The sequence below is a fragment of the Candidatus Rhodobacter oscarellae genome (assembly GCF_001078595.1).
Lineage (GTDB): Bacteria > Pseudomonadota > Alphaproteobacteria > Rhodobacterales > Rhodobacteraceae > Rhodobacter_B > Rhodobacter_B oscarellae.
Window position 1 is genome coordinate 3,534,957 of sequence record NZ_LFTY01000002.1, and the last position, 19,121, is coordinate 3,554,077.

General features: G+C 63.2%; 20 protein-coding genes and 1 pseudogene. 11 read left to right on the top strand and 10 right to left on the bottom strand.

Annotated features, from left to right (window positions below; genetic code table 11):
* Positions 1-26 precede the first annotated feature (26 nt).
* The 9 genes and pseudogenes from gspG to AIOL_RS21705 form a co-directional block, all read left to right on the top strand.
* Positions 27-503 (top strand): type II secretion system major pseudopilin GspG, encoded by a 477-nt coding sequence (gene gspG, locus AIOL_RS21665; protein ID WP_049644898.1) that lies wholly within the window; start codon positions 27-29, stop codon positions 501-503.
* On the top strand, positions 500-979 hold the full coding sequence (locus AIOL_RS21670) for a pilus assembly FimT family protein (RefSeq protein ID WP_049644899.1): 480 nt from the start codon (positions 500-502) through the stop codon (positions 977-979). The genes gspG and AIOL_RS21670 overlap by 4 nt, the downstream gene beginning before the upstream one ends.
* A complete protein-coding gene (gspI, locus tag AIOL_RS21675) occupies positions 972-1,349 on the top strand; it encodes a type II secretion system minor pseudopilin GspI (protein WP_049644900.1) in 378 nt (125 codons plus the stop codon). The genes AIOL_RS21670 and gspI overlap by 8 nt, the downstream gene beginning before the upstream one ends.
* Positions 1,346-2,206, top strand: coding sequence for a hypothetical protein (locus tag AIOL_RS21680; RefSeq protein ID WP_152912635.1), 861 nt, complete (start codon positions 1,346-1,348; stop codon positions 2,204-2,206). The genes gspI and AIOL_RS21680 overlap by 4 nt, the downstream gene beginning before the upstream one ends.
* A gap of 3 nt (positions 2,207-2,209) precedes the next feature.
* The gene (gene gspD / locus AIOL_RS21685) at positions 2,210-4,129 is read left to right on the top strand and encodes a type II secretion system secretin GspD (RefSeq protein ID WP_053101337.1); all 1,920 of its coding nucleotides are present in this window, start codon (positions 2,210-2,212) and stop codon (positions 4,127-4,129) included.
* Positions 4,130-4,150: 21 nt separating this feature from the next.
* Complete coding sequence (locus tag AIOL_RS21690) at positions 4,151-4,711, top strand: sigma-70 family RNA polymerase sigma factor (RefSeq protein ID WP_049644902.1); 561 nt, start codon at positions 4,151-4,153, stop codon at positions 4,709-4,711.
* Positions 4,708-5,373, top strand: coding sequence for an anti-sigma factor (locus AIOL_RS21695; protein ID WP_160314545.1), 666 nt, complete (start codon positions 4,708-4,710; stop codon positions 5,371-5,373). The genes AIOL_RS21690 and AIOL_RS21695 overlap by 4 nt, the downstream gene beginning before the upstream one ends.
* Positions 5,366-6,127 carry a hypothetical protein gene (locus AIOL_RS21700; protein ID WP_049644904.1) on the top strand — a complete coding sequence of 254 codons (762 nt, stop codon included), beginning with the start codon at positions 5,366-5,368 and terminating at the stop codon, positions 6,125-6,127. The genes AIOL_RS21695 and AIOL_RS21700 overlap by 8 nt, the downstream gene beginning before the upstream one ends.
* Before the next feature lie 721 nt (positions 6,128-6,848).
* A pseudogene (locus tag AIOL_RS21705) lies at positions 6,849-7,277 on the top strand (IS3 family transposase); the annotation flags it as partial.
* Positions 7,278-7,446: 169 nt separating this feature from the next.
* Here the strand turns inward: AIOL_RS21705 and AIOL_RS21710 are convergent.
* The 9 genes from AIOL_RS21710 to AIOL_RS21750 all read right to left on the bottom strand — a co-directional run bounded on the left by AIOL_RS21710 (position 7,447) and on the right by AIOL_RS21750 (position 16,176).
* A complete protein-coding gene (locus tag AIOL_RS21710; RefSeq protein WP_049644905.1) occupies positions 7,447-8,595 on the bottom strand; it encodes a M56 family metallopeptidase in 1,149 nt (382 codons plus the stop codon).
* Complete coding sequence (locus AIOL_RS21715) at positions 8,582-8,977, bottom strand: BlaI/MecI/CopY family transcriptional regulator (RefSeq protein ID WP_049644906.1); 396 nt, start codon at positions 8,975-8,977, stop codon at positions 8,582-8,584. The genes AIOL_RS21710 and AIOL_RS21715 overlap by 14 nt, the downstream gene beginning before the upstream one ends.
* A gap of 104 nt (positions 8,978-9,081) precedes the next feature.
* Complete coding sequence (locus tag AIOL_RS21720) at positions 9,082-9,348, bottom strand: DUF2160 domain-containing protein (protein WP_049645605.1); 267 nt, start codon at positions 9,346-9,348, stop codon at positions 9,082-9,084.
* Positions 9,349-9,476: 128 nt separating this feature from the next.
* Entirely contained in the window at positions 9,477-10,274 is a 798-nt protein-coding gene (locus tag AIOL_RS21725; protein WP_049644907.1) for a carbohydrate ABC transporter permease, read from the bottom strand.
* Complete coding sequence (locus AIOL_RS21730) at positions 10,271-11,134, bottom strand: carbohydrate ABC transporter permease (protein ID WP_049644908.1); 864 nt, start codon at positions 11,132-11,134, stop codon at positions 10,271-10,273. The genes AIOL_RS21725 and AIOL_RS21730 overlap by 4 nt, the downstream gene beginning before the upstream one ends.
* On the bottom strand, positions 11,131-12,207 hold the full coding sequence (locus tag AIOL_RS21735; RefSeq protein ID WP_049644909.1) for an ABC transporter ATP-binding protein: 1,077 nt from the start codon (positions 12,205-12,207) through the stop codon (positions 11,131-11,133). Before AIOL_RS21735 ends, AIOL_RS21730 begins: the two co-directional genes overlap by 4 nt.
* Before the next feature lie 58 nt (positions 12,208-12,265).
* Positions 12,266-13,330 carry an ABC transporter ATP-binding protein gene (locus AIOL_RS21740; protein WP_049644910.1) on the bottom strand — a complete coding sequence of 355 codons (1,065 nt, stop codon included), beginning with the start codon at positions 13,328-13,330 and terminating at the stop codon, positions 12,266-12,268.
* Between the two features lie 75 nt (positions 13,331-13,405).
* Positions 13,406-15,139: an ABC transporter substrate-binding protein gene (locus AIOL_RS21745; protein WP_049644911.1), complete on the bottom strand. Its 1,734-nt coding sequence runs from the start codon at positions 15,137-15,139 to the stop codon at positions 13,406-13,408.
* A gap of 149 nt (positions 15,140-15,288) precedes the next feature.
* The gene (locus AIOL_RS21750) at positions 15,289-16,176 is read right to left on the bottom strand and encodes a dimethylarginine dimethylaminohydrolase family protein (RefSeq protein WP_235439130.1); all 888 of its coding nucleotides are present in this window, start codon (positions 16,174-16,176) and stop codon (positions 15,289-15,291) included.
* 127 nt (positions 16,177-16,303) lie between these two features.
* Between AIOL_RS21750 and AIOL_RS21755 the strand changes: the two genes are divergently transcribed.
* A complete protein-coding gene (locus AIOL_RS21755) occupies positions 16,304-16,990 on the top strand; it encodes a rhomboid family intramembrane serine protease (protein WP_049644913.1) in 687 nt (228 codons plus the stop codon).
* A 2-nt stretch (positions 16,991-16,992) separates the two neighbouring features.
* Here AIOL_RS21755 and AIOL_RS21760 read toward each other — a convergent pair whose 3' ends face one another.
* On the bottom strand, positions 16,993-17,577 hold the full coding sequence (locus tag AIOL_RS21760; RefSeq protein WP_082152731.1) for a DUF4139 domain-containing protein: 585 nt from the start codon (positions 17,575-17,577) through the stop codon (positions 16,993-16,995).
* A 142-nt stretch (positions 17,578-17,719) separates the two neighbouring features.
* Between AIOL_RS21760 and AIOL_RS26030 the strand changes: the two genes are divergently transcribed.
* Positions 17,720-18,763, top strand: a complete 1,044-nt coding sequence (locus tag AIOL_RS26030) for an IS110 family transposase (protein WP_049641827.1) — start codon at positions 17,720-17,722, stop codon at positions 18,761-18,763.
* Positions 18,764-19,121: the final 358 nt, after the last annotated feature.

A 19,121-nucleotide genomic window follows, 5' to 3' on the forward strand; every position in this document is an offset into this window, starting at 1 on the left:
TACGCGACTCAGAAGGGAATAGTTTCATGGCTGAATTCATTGATACGAAAGACCTGGACGCGCGCCGCCGCGCGCCCAACGCGGGGGTCACCTTGATCGAGATGATGGTCGTCTTGGTGATGATCTCGGTCGTGGCGGCCCTAATCGTGCCGAATGTGATCGGGCGCCCGGATGAGGCGCGGGTCACGGTGGTCGGGACCGACCTGCGCTCTATCGCGGGCGCGCTGCAGCTCTACCGGTTGGACAACGGGGCCTACCCCACAACCGCGCAGGGGCTTGCGGCCCTGGCCGTGCGCCCGGTCAGCCCGCCCCTGCCGCGCAGCTGGCCCGAGGGTGGCTATCTCAGCACCGTGCCACTCGATCCATGGGGCGCGCCTTATGTCTACCGCGCAGAGGGCGCCCGCTTTGATCTGGTCTCGCACGGCGCCGACAGCGCCCCCGGCGGTGAGGGCGTCGAGGCTGACATCTCGTTGCGCCAAGAGACAAAGCGGGCGGGCCAATGACCGCGCGCCCGTCTCTGGCGGGCGTGACCTTGATCGAGATGCTCGTGGTGCTGGCGCTCTTTGCCATCATGGCGGGGGCCGTTGTCCTGGCGCTGCCAAGCGCCCGGGACCCCGCACGCGCCGATCTCAGCGCGCTGGCGCTGGTCTCGGCCCTGGACCGCGCGGCGGGTCACGCGCTCGCCACCGGGCAGGCTTTCGGCATCCGCCAATCCGACGGCGCCCTTGAGCTTGTTCAGCAGGACGACCAAGGGGCGTGGCACCCGCATTCCGACCCATTTCTGGCGGGGGTGAAACTTTTCCCGACCACCACGCGTAACACTGAACAAGCCGGTCGCACGGCGGTCTACAGCGTCTCGGGCAATTTGGTCCCCGATACCCGCGACCGCCTCGTTGTGACCTTCGGTTCGGGGGCACGGGCCAGCATCGTCAGCTTTGATGGCGTCCGTGCGCAGGTGGTGAGAGATGAGAATGGCTAACAAGAGATCACCGAACACTGCGGGCTTCAGCCTGCTGGAGGCGCTGGTCGCGCTGGTCGTGATCTCTGTCTCCGCCAAGGCGCTGCTTTCCGCGGCCGAGGCCCACACAAGCAGCGTAGTCAGCGTCTCTGACCGTGTTGTCGCGCTTTGGGTGGCCGAAAACACTCTGGTCGAGCTGCAATTGGGCGCAAATGACCCCGAGGATCGCCTGCGCATGGCCCAGACCCAGTGGCAGGTTGAAGCGGTGCTGCGCCCGACGGGTGATCCCCAGCTGTCCCGGGTGGACATATCCGTCGCACCCGCCGCCGACCCGGACGCGCCGCTTGCTTATCTCACCGGATATGTGGCGACAGATGGCGGGGCGTCGTGATGCGCCGCGTGGATCACTTGTGGCGCGTTGGCGTCGCTCTGGCGGCGCTTGGCTCGGTGGCATGGGCCTTACCTCCCGTGGTCCGCCACCAGGCCGGGATCGTGGTTCTGCACGCCGCTCCTCCCATCGCAGACACGCGCCCGGCCAAGGCCGCGCCCGTCGATGTGGCGGCGATCATCGCCTCCGCACCCTTTGGACAGGCGGCCACGCCTGTGCGCGACCTCAACCCTGCCAAGCCCGGTCGGCCCGATCTGGTCTTGCGGGGCATTTTTGCCTCCGCTGGGGGCGCGTCCACCGCGCTCTTGTATGTTGGCGGCGCGCCGGGCCTGTTTCGCCAAGACATGCCCGTGACTGACGCCTTGATCCTGACGCGCATTGCCGTCGATTTTGTCGAGCTTGAGGATGAGGCGGGCGTCATCACCCTGCGCTTTGACGAGGCGACCGAAACTGCCCATGCGAAACCCGACCCGGACGCGGCTGACGCCCCGACGCTCCTGTCGCGGATGGGCCAAGAGCTGGTTGTGCCCGCGAAGTATGAAAAGCCCGGCGCGCCCGAGACCACCTCTGAATACATCGACTACTGGCGCCACCGTATCCGCAAGAACCCGCAGGCCGTCTTGCAAGAAATCGGGCTCAAACCAACCGATGACGGCTATGTCATCGCTGATCGCCATGACGTCGGCGTGCGCCTCGCTGGGCTGAAATCCGGCGATCTGGTGCGCAGCGTCAACGGCCAGGCGGTGGGAGACCCCGAGCAGGATCGGCGGTTTTACGATGTGATCGCGGCCTCAGGCCATGCGCGTCTCGAAGTCGAGCGCGGTGGGCAGGTCTTGTCTTTCTCCTTTCCGCTGAGGTGAGCTATGCGCATTTTGTTTGTCCTTTTGTTCGCCAACGCAATCTTTGGATTTGTCCCCGCCTCTCAGGCACAGGACCAGACCTTTACCATTAATCTGCGCCAGACCGATGTGGCCATCCTGACCGAGCAGATCGCCGAAATCACCCAGCGCACGCTCATCGTCCACCCAGAATTGCGCGGCGAGATCACTGTCGTATCGGCCGAGCCTTTGGATCAGGCAGGCGCCTGGGAGCTTTTTCAATCCATCTTGCGGGCGCGCGGGTTTCACGCCGCGCAAAGCGGCGCCATCTGGGAAATCGTGCCCCTTGATGCTGCGCGGGCCGTCGCCCAAGTGGTCGGCGATACCGGCGCGGTGGGCAGCCAGGATTTTGTGACCCAAATGATCTTGCTGGACAACGTGCCAGCCGCCGAGGCCGTGCGGGTCTTGCGCCCGCTGGTGGCCTCATCCGCGTCCATCGAAGCGCTCGAGGACCCAAATGCGGTGCTCATCACTGACACGGCAGAGGGCGTTCGGCGCGTTGAGGCCATCGCCCAGGGTCTCGATCAGGACGAGACGCGCCTGACCCGCGTGCTGCAGTTTCGCAATACTCAGGCCGCGATTGTCGGCGCGGCCATCATTGAGGTTCTGGGCGCAGATCCCTCCGGCGCGCGACTCTCGGTCGATCCAGGCTCCAACACGTTGCTGATCCGGGGCACACCGGAGGCGCTTGAGGAGGTCGAGACCCTGGCCCTGGCCATGGATGTCCCCCCCATCAGCAACCCGACAGTGGCGCGCCGTACTCGGGTCTTCGCGCTGCGGTTTGGCGAGGCCGAGCAGCTGGCCGGCATCCTTTCCGCCGCCCTGACCGGGGCGGGCACACCCGCGACCAATGCCGTCGCGGAAGACGCGCAGCACAATAGCCTAAACGCCGCGGCCGCGACGCAGGATCAGCAACCCGTCACCATCGCGGCGGATCAGGCGCAAAACGCCATCGTGGCGCGCGGCACGGATGCGCAGCTGTCCGAGGTGGCGGCCCTGATCGCAGAGCTGGACCAGAGGCGGCCACAGGTTCTGATCGAGGCCGCCATCGTCGAAGTCTCGGGCGAAGCGGCGCGCCGGCTCAGCGCGCAATTGGGTCTGGGCGAGCTGGCCCCACCGGGCGGGCTGGCCGCGACCTCCTTTGGCAATGGCGGCGGCGCGCTCGGCACCCTGCTGGCGGCAATCGGCGCGCCGAGGGCGGCGTTTGCAACCGCTGGCGGTTCCTTCTCTTTGGGCAATAGCGATTTCGGGCTGCTGGTTCAGGCGCTTAGCCAAAGCACAAGCGCCAACCTTCTGTCGACGCCCTCGCTGATGGCGCTCGACAACCGCCCCGCCTCCATCGTGGTTGGCCAGAACGTGCCGTTTCGCACGGGCACCTTCGCCACCGATGGCAACACAGTCCAGCCCTTCACCACCATCGAGCGCCGCGATGTGGGGCTGACCATGAACGTGCTGCCGCGGATCAATGCGGGCAACACGGTGCGTCTGGATATCAGCCAAGAGGTCTCGTCGCTCGTCAATGCCAATGTCGAAGGGGCGGCCGACCTGATCACCAATCGCCGCTCAATCGAGACCAGCATCCTGACCCAAAGCGGCTCGACGGTGGTGCTGGGCGGGCTGATCACGCGCGACGACCTGAACAGCCTGCAGAAGGTGCCGGGCGCAGGGGACATTCCCGTTCTGGGCAACCTGTTCAAATCCCGCGCGCGCAGCAGCACCCGGCGCACCCTGTTTGTGTTTCTCAAGCCCACCGTTCTGCGGTCGGATCGGAGCCTGAAATCAACATACGAGGCCCGGCTGAAAGCGTTGGAGAAGGCGCGCGATGACATCCGCCCCTCACAACCCGGCGCAACGCCGCCAGCGGGGCGGCAGCCGGTGCGGCTTGAGATCGGCGGCCTCTACTAGGTGCATGGGTAGGAGGTCGAAATGCAGGGCATTCAGGAACATGCAGCGCTCGAGGCCTGCCTCGCGCGGGTCGCGCTCAAGGACAGGCGCGCCTTTGACGAGCTTTACAAGCTCACCTCGGGGCGTCTTTTTGCGGTCGCCTTGCGGATGATGCGCAGCCGCTCTGAGGCCGAGGATGTGCTGCAAGAGGCCTATATTCGGATCTGGCACCGCGCCGATAGTTTTCGACCGGGCCAGGCGCGGCCAATCTCCTGGCTTATCGCCATCACGCGGAACCTGGCCATCGACAAGCTGCGCGCCCGAACCGTGCCGGTGGCGCCGATTGAGATGGCAGAGGAGCTGCCCGACGACAAACCGACGCCCGAGACCGCTTATGCCCAATCCGAGGTGCGGGCGCAGATCAATACCTGCTTAGAGGAGCTTGACACCAAACGCGCCGAGGCCGTTCGCGCGGCCTATCTTGAGGGCTGGTCCTATCAAGAGCTCGCGACCCGCTTTGACACCCCGCTCAACACCATGCGCACATGGCTTCGGCGCAGCTTGTTGCGCCTGAAAGCCTGCCTGGAGCATGCCAGACCATGACCGAATTTGACCCATCAGATCAAAGCGATAACACAATTGCGGCAGAATATGTTGTGGGGGTCTTGCCGCTGGAAGGGCGCCGAAAGGCCGAGACGCGGATGCGCCGCGACACCAGCTTTGCCGCCCTCATCGCGCGCTGGCAGGATCATCTCTCGGGCTTCAATTCGGATTACGGCAGCATGACACCTTCCAGGAGGATCAAGGCCAAGATCGACCGCAAACTCTTTGCTAAGGCGGGCCGTTGGGGCCGGTTCCTGCCGCCACTTCTGAGCGCCGTGACCGCCGCGCTCTTGGTGGCGTTGTTCTTGGTCAACTGGGGCTTCGATCCATCCGCGCCTGATCTCCGGGCCAGGCTGGCCAGCCCCGAGACGCCTTACCAGTTCATCTTGGAACTAAGGCGCGAGGAAGCCGAGGCTCAGATAACGCTCGCCGCCGGAGACCTGCCCGCGGAGGACCGATCCTTCGAGCTTTGGCTCTTACCAAATGGCGCCGCGCCCGTCTCGCTTGGGGTCTTTGCGCCGGGCGGTGTTTTTGCGCTGCCCGACACTCAACAAGTCGCCGCAGGGGCCACCCTCGCGGTCAGCCTAGAGCCCGTCGGCGGCTCTCCAACCGGGGCACCAACGGGGCCCGTGATTGCAATAGGTATATTGAGCGATGCGTAACCTGCTTCTGGCACTGATTTTTCAGACGGCCTTCCTCACCCCGGCCCAGGCCCACGAGTTCTGGATCAGATCCCCCGCGCAGGTCCTTGCCCTTGATGCGACCCTCACCCCCGAGGTCTGGATCGGTGAAGACTTGGCAGGGCAAAGATTCCCGTTTCAGCCACGCGCCTATGAGATCGCTCGATGGATCGGGCCCAAAACCGAGCAATCGCTGCAGAACCAGAAGCTGGCCGAAAGGGACGCCTCTTTGCGCGCGTTCTCAGAGGGGCTGCACATCTTGGCGGTGACCTCCTTCAATCAGCGGCTGATCTATAACAAGCAGGACAAGTTCTTGAAATTCGTCCGTGATATCGGTGCCGAAGCAGCGCTTGAAGGTGTAAGCCCGCTTTCGGACGAAGACGGTAAGATCCGCGAAACCTATCGCCGCCTCTCAAAGACCCTGGTCCATTTTGGCACGCGATCGGGCAAAGATCGCCGCGTCGGCCTGCACCATGAATGGGTGCAAACGGAGACTGGCTTTCAGCTCTTCAGCGCAAGCTCCGATACCGCAGGCCAACCCGCTGCGCTGTTCTGCCGGACCCCAGACGGCAGGCTCTTCACCGACCGGCTGCGCACCGATGCTGATGGCCATGTCAACGTGACCCCCCCGAAGGGCAGCGAATGCCTAATCAACACTGTCTTTCTATTCCCCCCAACCGACGGCTCTGCCTGGCATAGCGACTGGACCTCGACGTTTTTCTGGACCGATCCGTGACGTTGGCCGCTGTGAAGGCATCAAACTCCGCGGCATAATGCTCACAGGCCCATCCGAGCCTCAACAAACCCCAAACCCACCGCGCGGTCCGTTAACTCGGGCGCTTTCCACCCTTCTGCCATACGAGGTGCCATACGCAAGGCCGACACATTGCCGACGCTTTGCCGACACGGGTTTTCTCAACAAAATAAGGCGTTAACCTCCCGATGCGCGGCCCCACCCCCGAAACCGCCGCGCGCAGGGTTAACCCTTTGGTCACGAGCCCCGCGACCAACGTGCTGACCCGCCCGCCCCCGCGGCGGACATGCGGCCCAACCGCTGGGCGCAGCCGCAAACAGAGAACTGCCAATAGCGGCTTTGTTCGCACTTCCGTCACTGAATGGAATGCATAGACTTGTTAAGTCTCCATGCGCCTGCCGCCCACGAACGCATGGAATAACAAGCCGATCCCGATTGTCGGCTTAACAGCTTTTGGGATACTTATTAAGTATCAGCGAATTGAGCCACTATGACAGCCAGGACGCCGCCTCTGCCTGAATGTGAAAGAGCGCACCGCTTTCCTTGATATCGCCCATAAACAACTCGTGCGAGATCGCACTTTGTGTGAGACGCTGCACTTCACCGAATGCAGGCCGTTGGAGCTGTATGAGATCACCCCGGCGCCTGCCGTGCGTTCAGCAGTTGAAGGGGACCGTGGCCCCAGCGGGGCCACGAAAGCCCCGTAAACGAGAATTGCTATCGGTATCAGCCCAGGCTCAGTGATGAGAATGAGCCGATCGCGGACTGGCTGGTGACGCTGACCAATGCCGAGAAGACGTGGGGCTTTGGCCTGTGCTTCCTGCACCTGTGCAACGTAAAAGGCTTCGGTTGGGACCATAAGCGCGTTTATCGCATCTATCGCGAACTGGAGTTGAACATGCGGATTAAACCCAAGAAACGACTACAATGTGAGAAGCCAGAGCCGTTGGCGGTGCCTGAAGCGCCAAATCAGGTCCGGTCATTGGACTTCATGGCAGATCAGTTGGCCGATGGTCGTTCATTCCGCGCACTGAATGTGCTTGATGGCTTCAACCGCGAGGGATTGCACATTGAGGTGGGCTTCTCGTTGCCCTCGGAACGCGTCGTCCGAACGCTGAACCAAGTCATCGCCTAGCGGGGGAGGCCACTGGCCATTCGGATGGAGTTGCCAGCGCGTGCGCCATTGGTTCGAGCACCAATGGCGACGGCCCCGAATCCATCGGGTAACAACTTCCCGACCCCAAAACGCCGGCAAGGTTTGCCTTGGCGGGCCTCTGTGAGAGGGAAGCCGTATGCCTGGCCTAGTTCCGTATCCGCCCAAATGTCGAAAGCCGATTGATCTCATCCAGGCGCTCCAAATTCACCACCGTGGATAGGGTCAGTCGATCCTGGCTCCAATCCGCGGGGCGTTGGATCGCCACGGCGGTCAACAGAACCGCTGCGGTCATGGGGATCATGATACCCGCATAGACGAGCTTTGGGTTGCGCAGCATCCGGGCGTCCAGGATCGAGTTGATGCGCTGTTCTAGCAGGCTTTGCTTGCCGCGCCCAATCGCCGTGCGGTCCGCGGTGACCAGGGTCACCTTTGGCACGGCGATCACAAAGTTCCGGTCGCGCCTGAGCGTCTGCTGGCAGACCGACAGCAGCGTGTCGCAATAGGTTCGGCGACCTATGCGGCCACGCGACATGACCTGGTGGTCGCAGCTCAGCTCGCGCAGCCCCTCCACGCGCCGCTTCCAGGCGTGGAAGGCGGGGTTGAGGAAAAAGAAGGGCTTTAGGGCCTCCAGGATGATCTCCCACTCGATGTCGCCCTGGCGCAGGTGCTGGAACTCATGCGCCAGTGAGACGCGCAGCACGTCGCCCTGTTCGCCCATCATCTGGGCGGGGATGACGACGTGATAGTACCACAGCCCGCGCGTTGAAAACGGCACAAGAGTGCGGTCCGACACCCGGATCCGCAGCCGGCCAAAGCGCCGCAGGTGGTAGCTTTGCGAGACAATCACCTGCAGGCAATACATCGAGTAAATCAGGCGCCCCACGCCAATCAGCAGTCCCGCAAGGAAGGCCGAGATCGCGATCCAGGCGCTAATGCCCGCGGCGTTAGCGATATTGGTGATGAGCGTTTCGCGGATCTGCAAGAGGCGCTCGAACTGCGTGGCGTTCATCTCGAACCCGCCGTTCAGGAAGTGCGACACGACCATGTCCGACAGGTTCACATTCACGCCCTTGGCGACCCCGGCGCTTTGCGCGGCGAAAAACAGCATCACCAGGAACGGCGACAGCAAGATCGCCAGGAACACCGTGTTCAGCAGCTGTAATTGGGTCCCGTAGCTGTGTTCAAGCCCAACGCGGCGCAGCGCAAACGCCACCGCGCTCCATAGGGCAAAGGCTACGACAATCAGGATGTTGGCATTGATGTAGGCATCTAGAACGGCTTCAACCGGTATCATTCTTCAACCTCCGATCCACAAGTGCCCGGATTTGCCCCAATGCTTCTTCGCTCAGTTCGTTGTCGTCGACCAGGCGCGCCACCAGCGAGGCGGGCGCGTCGTCGAAAAGCTTCACGGAAAGATCCTTAAGCGAGCGCATTTGATAAACGTCTTTCGCCAGGGTCGGTTTGTAGACATGGCTCTTGCCGCGGTTCCGGCTGGTGACGAATTCCTTCTGCTCCAGAATGCGAAGGATGGTCGCCGCCGACGTGTAGGCCAGGCTGCGCTCTGACGGTAGTTGGTCCAATACGTCCCGCACGGTGCCCTCATCCAGAGCCCAAAGGATATTCATAAATTCCAGCTCGACCTCGGTCAGAAGCTCGTACTTTCTTTTTGGTTTCATTTCTGACCCTATCGTGGGCAGCGCCCATTCTTCCCGCTATGGCAGTATCTACGAAACAAATAGTAATTCAAGAAAATAGCCGCGCGTTGGGAGAAGCGCGCCGCTCACGCCTTCCAAAAGCAGAACCCAATCCAGGCCACGCTGATCCCTAGCGGAGCCCAAACAGGCTGCCCCACCAGCCCCAGCCAGGCCAAAAAGATATAGGCCGTGCCCAGAAGCGAGATGAAAAGCCGGTCCCCGCGCGTGGTTGTCAGGCCCAGTATGCCGCGGCGCTCATCTCCGCCTGGGCGGCGGATCTCTAGGATCGTCAGCAGCCCCATGGCGGCGAATATCCCGCAGAACAGCGCGAAGGTCGCCGGCGTCCAGGCCATCCAGAAGGACGGCCAAAGCGGGTCCGTCCAGGAAAACCCCTGGGACTCTTCCTGCTTGGCCACGTTGCCCCAGCCCTGCGCCAGGGCCGCCACGGGCGAAAGCGCTCCAATGAATATCAACCAGCGCATTAGACCCTCCCCAGGGCAAAGCCCTTGGCGATGTAGTTGCGGACAAAGTAGATCACGATGGCGCCGGGGATGATCGTCAGCGTGCCCGCCGCCGCCAACAGACCCAGCTCATACCCCGCCGAGGACGCGGTCTTGGTCATCGTAGCCGCGATGGGTTTTGCCTCCACCGCTGTCAGCGTTTTGGCCAGCAGTAACTCCACCCACGAGAACATGAAGCAAAAGAAAGCCGCCACGCCGACCCCCGCCTTGATCGTCGGCAGAAAGATCGTGACGAAGAAGCGCGGGAAGGAATAACCGTCCACATAGGCCGTCTCGTCCAGCTCCTTGGGCACGCCGCCCATGAAGCCCTCGAGGATCCAGACCGCCAGCGGGATGTTGAACAGGCAATGCGCCAGCGCGACGGCCAGATGCGTGTCAAAGAGCCCCACCGAAGAGTAAAGCTGAAAGAAGGGCAGGGCGAAGACCGCCGCGGGGGCCATGCGGTTCGTCAAAAGCCAGAAGAACAGCTGCTTGTCGCCCAGGAACCGGTAGCGCGAGAACGCGTAGGCCGCAGGCAGCGCCACGCAGACCGAGATCACCGTGTTCAGCGACACGTAGAGGATCGAGTTGATGTAGCCCCAATACCAGGTCGGATCGGTGAAGATCACCCGGTAGTTCTCGAGCGTGAATGTCTGCGGGAACAGGCTGAAGCCCGACAGGATCTCTCCGGTCGTCTTAAAGCTCATCGCCACCAGCCAGTAAATCGGCAGCATCAGGAAGGCGATGTAAAGGATCGGGACGAGCGAACGCTTTCTCATTTCACGTCATCCTTCGTCATCAGCGTGTAGAACAGCCACGAGACCAGCAGCGTGATTGCAAAGTAGATCAGGCTCATCGCCGCGGCGGGGCCCAGGTCGAACTGCCCCAGCGCGATCTTGACCAGGTCAATCGACAGCAGCGTCGTCGAGTTGCCCGGCCCGCCGCCGGTGAGCACGAAGGGCTCGGTATAGATGTTAAAGCTGTCCATGAACCGCAGCAGGATCGCGATGGTCAGCACGGTCTTCATCTTGGGCAGCTGGATGTAGCGGAACACCTTCCAGGGGCTTGCGCCGTCGATCTTGGCCGCCTGGTAATAGGCGTCAGGGATCGACACCAGCCCCGCATAGCTCAGCAGCACCACCAGCGAGGTCCAGTGCCAGACATCCATCGTGATGATCGTGACCCAGGCCGCAAAGGGGTTCTGCGTCATGTCGTAGGGTATGCCCAAAGTGTTGTTCATCAGATAGCCCAGCAGGCCGATCTCGGGCAGGGTGAAGATGTTCCACATCGCGCCCACCACGTTCCACGGGATCAGCATCGGCAGGGCCATGGTCACCAGGCAGACGGGCACCCAGAACCCCTGCCGCGGCATGGACAGTGCAATCGCGATGCCCAAAGGGACCTCGATGATCAGGATCAGGAAGGTGAACAGGAACTGCCGCCCCAGCGCCGCCTGGAAGCGGTCCGAGCGCAGGATCTGCTCGAACCAGTCCAACCCTTGCCAGAAAAAGACGTTATTCCCAAAGGTCTCCTGCACCGAGTAGTTCACCACGGTCATAATCGGCACCAGCGCGTTGAACGCGACCAGCAGCAAGACCGGCAGCACAAAGAACCAGGCCTTTTGGTTTTCCGTTCTCATGTCGCGGCCTCCGTTGCGACCCAGCCGTCTCTGTAAAGGCGGGTTTGATCCTGTCGAAAGCCCAGATGCACGGTCTCGCCCTGAAGGGGCGGGTCGCCGGGCACGATGGCCTTGACCAGGGTGGGGCCCGCGATCGCCTCGACCACGCAGTGGCGCCCGACATCAGAGACCTTGCGGACCTGCGCCTCGACGCCCGCCGCGCCAAGGGTCACGTATTCCGGGCGGATGCCGATCTGGGTCAGCCCGCCCGCGCCTTTTATCGGCCCCTCCAGCGCAACGCCTTGGCCCTGGAAGGACACGCGCCCGCCGCTGCTTTCCTCTGCGGGCAGCAGGTTCATGCCCGGCGAGCCGATGAAATGGCCCACGAATGTGTGCTGGGGGCGCTCGAAAAGCTCGACCGGTGTGCCGATCTGCACCACCTCACCGTCTTGCATCACGACGACCTGGTCGGCAAAGGTCAGCGCTTCCGTCTGGTCATGGGTGACGTAGATCATGGTGGCCTTAACGCGCTGATGCAGCTCTTTCAGCTTGCTGCGCAGCTTCCACTTGAGATGCGGGTCGATCACGGTCAGCGGCTCGTCGAACATGACCACGTTGACGTCGTCGCGCACCAAGCCGCGCCCCATCGAGATCTTTTGCTTGTTGTCGGGGGAAAGATGCGCGGCGCGGATGTCCAGCATCTCCTCGACCTCCAGCAGGGCCGCGATCTCGGCCACGCGCTCGGCGATCTTGGACGCGGCCACGCCGCGGTTGCGCAGCGGAAAGGCCAGGTTCTCGCGCACAGTCATGGTGTCGTAGATCACCGGGAACTGGAATACCTGGGCGATGTTGCGCTTGTCTGGCGCCAAGGCGGTGACGTCCTGGTCGTCGAACAGAATGCGCCCCTCCGAGGGCGACAGCAGGCCGGATATGATGTTGAGCAGGGTCGACTTGCCGCAACCGGACGGCCCAAGCAGCGCGTAGGCGCCGCCGTCCATCCAATCCAGGTCGATTTCCTTCAGCGCGTAGTCCTCTGGCCCCTTGGGGTTGGCAAGGTAGGAGTGGCGCAGGTTAGAGAGCGTGATCTTGGCCACTACCGCACCTCCGTCTGGATGCACGAAAAGGGGCGAGCCATGTTCGACAACATTTGGGTCACGCGACGCGCCTTCCGTCCTGGGTAAAGTAAAGCGCCTTTGCGGCGTCCATGAAGAACTGGTGCTCGGCGCCGACCTCATAGGGGTGCACGCCGTGGGCCAGCGAGACCCAGCCATTCGCGCCCATCTGGAAATGCGCGCTGGATTCCGAGCCGGAAAGCTCGGTGACCTGCACCACGCCGTTCAGGGCGACATCCGCCTCTGATGTGCGCTGCGGCGTGACGTGATGCGGGCGCATCGCCACGGTGTAGGCGCCGTCCGGCAGATTGGCGGCGTCGCCCTGCATGGTCCAGCTCGCCCCGGTGGGCAATGATGCGGTGGTGCCGGCCTTGGTGATCTGGGCGGCGTTGATCGGCGGATCAGAGAACACCCGCGCCGCGGTCAGGCTGTCCGGGTCGCGGTAGATCTGCGCGGTCGGCCCGAATTGCGAGACCGACCCGTCCTCCATCAGCGCGGTCACCCCGCCAAGCAGCAGGGCCTCCTCGGGCTCGGAGGTCGCGTAAACCACGACGGCCCCGCGCCCGGCGAAAAGTTCTGGCAGTTGCTCGCGCAGCTCCTCGCGCAGCTTGTAATCCAGGTTCGCCAGCGGCTCGTCCAGGAACACCGCGCGGCTTTCTTTGGCGATGGCACGGGCCAGGGCGCAGCGCTGTTGCTGCCCGCCGCTAAGCTCCTGCGGGCGCCGGTTCAGCATCGGGCGCAGCTGCAGGATGTCGGCGGCCTCCTCGACGCGGCCTTGAATTTCGGACTTGGCCATCCCGGCCACGCGCAGCGGCGAGGCGATGTTGTCGAAGACGGACATATGCGGGTAGTTCACGAAGAACTGGTGCACCAAGCTGATATTGCGCTTTTGCGTGGACAGCTTCGAGACGTCCTCGCCATTCATCCAGATCTGTCCCGAGGCCAGCGGGTCCAGCCCGGCCATCAGCTTGATCAGAGAGGTCTTGCCCGATCCGGTCTGCCCGAGCAGAACGTTAAAACGCCCAGCCTCCATGACCAGAGACGTGGGCTTGATATGGGTGATGCCGCGCAGCGTCTTGGAGGCGGCCTTCAGCTCTATCGTCATGGATGTTCTACCCCGGTCCCTCTGCATGTAGGGCGGGACTGGTCCCGCCCTACATCGTGTCTCAAGCGCTTGGCGCTACTGGTTCCAGCGCGCGACAAGTTCGTCATAGTTGACGGTCTCGCCCTGCGGCTTCTCGTTCTCCAGCGGGGGCTTGGCGCCGCCATTGGCGTACCAGAACTCGGCCGGTTGCTTTTCGTTCAGGCGCGGGCCGCAGCCGCCATAGATGCCGGCGGCCTCGTCAGCCGACTGCATCCGGGCCATGGTCACGTCCATCTCCTCGGCCAGGCGGTTCATCGCCTCTTGCGGGCTGAAGGCGCCCGAGTTCACGTCACCGATCTGTTGCCACCAGATCTGCGCCAGCTTGGGGTAGTCCGGCACGTTGATGCCCGTGGGCGACCATGCCACGCGGTCCGGCGAGCGATAGAACTCGACCAATCCGCCCAGCTTGGGCGCGCGCTCGGTGAAGCTTTCGTGGTTGACCGAGCTGTCGCGGATGAAGGTCAGGCCAACATGGCTTTTCTTCACGTCCACGGTCTTAGAGGTCACGAACTGCGCATAGAGCCAAGCGGCCTGGGCGCGGTCCGACGGGGTGGACTTGAGGAAGGTCCAGGAACCCACGTCCTGATAGCCGACCTTCTGGCCCTCTTCCCAGTACGGGCCGTGGGGCGACGGCGCCATCCGCCACAGCGGGTTGCCATCGGCGTCCACCGTGTTGTTGCCTTCTGACTGCGGCTTCACCATGTCGGCGGTGAAGGCGGTGTACCAGAAGATCTGCTGCGCCACGTTGCCTTGGGAAAGCGCGGGCAGCGACTGGTAGAAGTCGAACGACGCCGCACCCGGGGGCGCGTAGTTGCGCAGCCACTCGTCCCATTTGCGGATCGCGTAGACCGCCGCCGGGCCGTTGGCGGCCCCGCCGCGCTCGACCGAGGCGCCGACCGGGTTGCAGCTGCCCGCTTCCATGCGGATGCCCCATTCGTCGATCGGGATGCCGTTCGGCTCGCCCTTCGATCCGGCGCCGGCCATCGACAGCCAGGCGTCGGTCATCCGCCAGCCCAGATCGGGCGCGCGCTTGCCGTAGTCCATGTGGCCGTAGATCGCGACGCCGTCGATTTCCTTTACGTCGTTAGAGAAGAAATCGGCGATGTCCTCATAGGCGGACCAGTTCACCGGCACGCCCAGGTCATAGCCGTACTTGGCCTTGAACGCGGCCTTGTTGCCCTCGTCGTCGAACCAGTCCTTGCGGAACCAGTAGAGGTTCGCGAACTGCTGGTCGGGCAGCTGGTAGAGGTTGCCATCCGGCCCGGTGGTGAACTGGATGCCCATGAAGTCTTCCAGGTCCAACGTCGGGCTGGTCGTGGCCGCCCAGTCGCCCGCCATTTGCTCGGTCAGGTTATAGGCCAGCTGCAGCCGCGAATGCGTGCCGATCAGGTCGCTGTCATTGACGTAGCCGTCATAGAGGTTCCGTTGGGTCTGCATCTGGGTTTGCACCGCCTGCACGACCTCGCCCTCGCCCAGGATCTGGTGGTTCACCTTGATGCCGGTGATCTCTTCGAAGGCCTTGGTCAGGACCTCGGATTCGTAGCCATGCGTCGGGATGCCCTCGGACAGCACGTTGATCTCCATGCCCGAGAACGGCGCGGCGGCGTCGATAAACCACTGCATCTCGGCCATCTGCTCGTCTTTCGACAAGGTGGATGGCTGGAACTCTTGGTCAATCCATTTCGTGGCCGCCGCGGCGTCAGCAAAAGCGGCACCAGACCCCGCGATGACGGCCGCAGCCGCAGTCGCGGAGAGTAGATACTTGCGCATCTCGTCTCCTCCCAAATTTCGTTTTAAAGCCGTAATCTCCGGCTGCCTAAAGCGTAGGCAGAACAGCAGAGAGCTGTCAAACTATTAATTTAGTAGATAAATAGACATTATATATCAGTGAATTAAGAGGTTGTCGCGCGGCAAATTCCTTACGCATCGTCGCGGCAAAGCGCCTGACACAGGCAATGCACGCCGCCGCCGCCAAGCGTGAACATCGACATATCCGGGTCGTAAACCTCAAAGCCCAGGGCGCGCATCTTGGCGTTCAGCTCGGTCGCGCCGGCCATCGACAGCACCTTGCCGTTGCCCAGAGCCACCAGGTTCACGCCCAGATTCTTGGCCTCGCGATACTCGACCTCGACGATCTCGATCCCCCAGCCGCGCACAATGTCCACCAGCCAGGGCTCCATCGCGTCCACGCAGGCGACGGCGAGCTTCTCGGCTAGGGGCACGATCAAGCCGTCCATATGCACGAATTCGCGGCTGATGGGGGCGACGACGGCCTCCCAGCCCTCGGCGCGGACCCAATCGGCGACCTGCTCGGAGCCCGCCTTCTCGGAGCGCTCGCCGCAATAGCCGATCAGCACCCGCCCGGGCTCGATGATGTTGAAATCGCCGCCCTCGAAATGCCCAGCCGTGGCGAAGTTCCAGATCGGGATCCCCGCCTCTTGGTAGAACTTGATCGCGGTGACGTAATCGGCGCGGCGCACCTTCAGCTGCATGTGGCAGATCAGGGCGCCCCAGGGCGTCATGGCAGAGCTGTCGCGCGCAAAGAAGTTGCGGTGCAGCGCCTCGTCGGCGTCCAGGTAGTGGCAGGTGACGCCGTTCTCTTCGTAGATCGAGACCATCTCGGAATGCTGCTGCATGGCAAGTTGCAGACCGAATTTGTGGCCGGTGCGGTCGGCATTGGCCAGGGTGCGCCCGATCAGCGGCCCGGCCTCGACCCAGCGGTAGAACTCCGGCTTGCCCAGCAGCACGTCATGCAGCTTGGCGTAGTCGTTGTTGATGCCCCAAGCCTTCGGCTGTCCGTCTGCCATCATCGCCTCCCTTGCGGTACCTCGCCGAAACTCTGCACCGCGAATGGCGCCGCGGCAAGCCTTCGCGGCGTTGACCCGTTGGCCATGGGATGTCACATGGCGGGCGCAGGCAGAACGGACGCAAGACATGAGCCATTACGACGAAAGCCCGGTGAACCCGCTGCCGCTTAGCGTGATGCTGCTGGCGCTTCTGATCGTGCTGCCAGAGCTGGCGTTCCAGGCGGGCGAGAACGGGCTGATCGGCGGGCCCGCGGCCATCGGTTGGCGCGCCGACGCGGTGGAGCGGTTCGCATTCTTCCCAGACGTGCTCTCGCAGATGGTCGACCGCAACCTCTGGCCGCCAGAGCACCTTATGCGCATCGTCACGCATCCATTCGTGCACCCCAGCTTTATGTCGGTTGTCTTCGCCTTGGTCTTCACCTTGGCGCTGGGCAAGATGGTGGGCGAGGCGATGTCGGAATGGGCGGTGCCCGCGGTGTTTCTGGGGTCCAGCATCCTGGCGTCGCTGCTCTATTGGCTGATCTTCAACGACCCGTTCCCGGTGTTCGGGGGCTTGCCTGGCGCATATGGGCTGATCGGGGCCTACACGTTCCTTTTGTGGCTGCGTCAGGTGGCGGCGGGCGGGCCGCAGCGCCAAGCCTTCACGCTCATCGCCTTACTGATGGGCATTCATGTGGTCTTCGCGCTGATCTATGGCAGCACAACGGGCGTCGCGCCGCGTATCCTGGGGTTCTTCGCGGGGTTCGGGCTGTCCTTCCTGGTGGTGCCCGGCGGGGTGGGCCGCCTGATGGAGTTCCTGCGCGCGCGGCGGTAGCTCTAGGGCCGCCAGAACAATTCCATCCCGTCCGGCCAGCTTAGGTTGTGGGTCAGGGTGATCGTCTCTGTGGCACCCGCGCCAACCTGGATCGACCAGGCGGAAACGCCGCGCCGGTTCTCGATATCGGTCTCGTTTGGGTTGGGCCGGGCGCGCGTGGTCACCACCAGGTCCTCCTGCTCGGAATAGGGCAGTGCATGCAGCAGACGCACATTGCGCGTCACGTCCCCGAGGTTCTCGATTGATAACCGCACGGTCTCGTCGCGCGTGTTCGTGACCGACACCAGCCCGCGGTCGCCGGTCTCGCGGTCAAGCACCGCATGGTCCAGGCGCAGGCTTTCTTCGGGTCCAAAGCCGATCCTGGCGGTGGCCCCCGATGGGATCAGGTCGGTCTCTGCCTCGCCCACCAGGCGGTCGCCGCGATAGAGTTTGGCAATCGCTGGCGGCAGCAGCTCGCCGGTGTTCTTCAGCTCCGCCATCACGAACGCGCTTTCATCGCGCCGGGGCACGGCGACAAAGCTGAGCTCCGCGTCCAGGGCGACCTGCCCAAGCGTCAGCACAAGCTGGTCGCCCGAAGATACCGTAATGGGCCTCGGCGCGAATCTCGGTCGTTACGCTTGAAGCGGTGTCGCAGAGAGGGTGTCGTTGCCCTTTGATACGCATGATGCGTGTCTACGAGGTCTTGCCAGATGGCGCGCCTCAATTCCAAAGAATAGAAAGGACAACGACATGGATATCTTTATCGGACTGGACGTCTCTCTGGCAAGCACGGCTGTTTGCGTGCTCGGTGATCGCGGCAAGATCCTGAAGGAAACTGACGTCGCCAGCGAGCCGGAAGTGTTGGTCAGCTTCCTCAAGGCCTTGCCCTGCGAGATTACCGGGATTGGCCTGGAAGCGGGTCCACTGTCCCAATGGCTTCACAAGGGGCTGACCGAGGCCGGGCTACCCGCGATCCTGATGGAAACGCGGCAAGTGAAGGCGGCGCTGAAAGCAAGCCCGATCAAGACGGATCGGCGGGATGCACAGGGGATCGCGCATCTCCTGCAGATGGGTTGGTTCAGCGCCGTGCACTGCAAGTCGGTTCCTGCTCAGGAAACACGCGTGTTGCTGACGGCGCGCAAGGCGATCCAGAAGGTACTGATCCAGTTGGAACTGTCGGTGCGGGGCGTGTTGCGCAACTTTGGCCTGAAGATGGGACCCGTCTCGAAAGGTCGCTATGACCAGCGGGTCAGGGACCTGGCGGCGGGCAATACTGTGCTGAAAGCGGCTATTGAGCCGATCCTGCGTGCCCGCGCAGAGCTGCGAAGGGAACTTGCGGGGTTCGAGAAGATGGTGCGCGATCAGGCGAAGATCGATCCGATCTGTCGCCTGCTGATGACCATGCCCGGTGTGGGTGCCGTCGTTGCGCTGACGGTGAAGGCCGCGATCGATGATCCCACACGCTTCAAACGATCTCGTGATGTTGGCCCCTGGGTCGGGCTGACGCCGGGGCGGGATGAATCCGGCGAGCGGTCCATTGTGGGCGCGATCACCAAGGTCGGAGACGCAGGTCTCCGGGCGGCGCTCTACCAGGCGGCCAACGTGATGCTGCATCATGGCGGCCCGAACTGGCTCAAGTCCTGGGCGCTGCGCCTTGCCGAGCGTCGTGGGAAGAGACGTGCCACCGTGGCGCTGGCCCGTCGCATCGGCGTGGTGCTGCACCGGATGTGGGTGGATGGAACCGGGTTCCGCTTCACCCGTGACGAGGCGATGGCGCTCCGGCAGAACGCCTGAGCGCCCCGCATCCATGATTGAAATGTTTTCAGCACAAGGAGCGTTCGGCCGCACCTGACGGTGCCGGCCCACCAGTGTCCCAGCCGGGACGCGGTCCCCGATGATGTACGCAAGCTGCCATCTGCCGACCCGTTCCAGGGTTGAGCGCGCCCTGAAGATCGACACTCGGGAGCCGAACCGGACAAGGTATGAAGTTGGCAGCCATTGCGCTGACCACGGACGGAAGCACGAGCCCGGCGCAGACACATCACGGTGAGCAGGCATGCCGACAGGCGAGGCCAACAACACTGGCATATTCCCCATCGCCACAGCACAATCACTCCGCTGTGAACCTCACTGCGCCTGGCAGGCACCCCGG

Excerpts from the sequence above, each read along its gene's own strand:
- gspG (WP_049644898.1), top strand. The coding sequence starts at position 27 with ATGGCTGAATTCATTGATACGAAAGACCTGGACGCGCGCCGCCGCGCG.
- AIOL_RS21670 (WP_049644899.1), top strand. The coding sequence starts at position 500 with ATGACCGCGCGCCCGTCTCTGGCGGGCGTGACCTTGATCGAGATGCTC.
- gspI (WP_049644900.1), top strand. The coding sequence starts at position 972 with ATGGCTAACAAGAGATCACCGAACACTGCGGGCTTCAGCCTGCTGGAG.
- gspD (WP_053101337.1), top strand. The coding sequence starts at position 2,210 with ATGCGCATTTTGTTTGTCCTTTTGTTCGCCAACGCAATCTTTGGATTT.
- AIOL_RS21690 (WP_049644902.1), top strand. The coding sequence starts at position 4,151 with ATGCAGGGCATTCAGGAACATGCAGCGCTCGAGGCCTGCCTCGCGCGG.
- AIOL_RS21695 (WP_160314545.1), top strand. The coding sequence starts at position 4,708 with ATGACCGAATTTGACCCATCAGATCAAAGCGATAACACAATTGCGGCA.
- AIOL_RS21700 (WP_049644904.1), top strand. The coding sequence starts at position 5,366 with ATGCGTAACCTGCTTCTGGCACTGATTTTTCAGACGGCCTTCCTCACC.
- AIOL_RS21710 (WP_049644905.1), bottom strand. The coding sequence starts at position 8,595 with ATGATACCGGTTGAAGCCGTTCTAGATGCCTACATCAATGCCAACATC.
- AIOL_RS21715 (WP_049644906.1), bottom strand. The coding sequence starts at position 8,977 with ATGAAACCAAAAAGAAAGTACGAGCTTCTGACCGAGGTCGAGCTGGAA.
- AIOL_RS21720 (WP_049645605.1), bottom strand. The coding sequence starts at position 9,348 with ATGGCCTGGACGCCGGCGACCTTCGCGCTGTTCTGCGGGATATTCGCC.
- AIOL_RS21725 (WP_049644907.1), bottom strand. The coding sequence starts at position 10,274 with ATGAGAAAGCGTTCGCTCGTCCCGATCCTTTACATCGCCTTCCTGATG.
- AIOL_RS21730 (WP_049644908.1), bottom strand. The coding sequence starts at position 11,134 with ATGAGAACGGAAAACCAAAAGGCCTGGTTCTTTGTGCTGCCGGTCTTG.
- AIOL_RS21740 (WP_049644910.1), bottom strand. The coding sequence starts at position 13,330 with ATGACGATAGAGCTGAAGGCCGCCTCCAAGACGCTGCGCGGCATCACC.
- AIOL_RS21745 (WP_049644911.1), bottom strand. The coding sequence starts at position 15,139 with ATGCGCAAGTATCTACTCTCCGCGACTGCGGCTGCGGCCGTCATCGCG.
- AIOL_RS21750 (WP_235439130.1), bottom strand. The coding sequence starts at position 16,176 with ATGGCAGACGGACAGCCGAAGGCTTGGGGCATCAACAACGACTACGCC.
- AIOL_RS21755 (WP_049644913.1), top strand. The coding sequence starts at position 16,304 with ATGAGCCATTACGACGAAAGCCCGGTGAACCCGCTGCCGCTTAGCGTG.
- AIOL_RS26030 (WP_049641827.1), top strand. The coding sequence starts at position 17,720 with ATGGATATCTTTATCGGACTGGACGTCTCTCTGGCAAGCACGGCTGTT.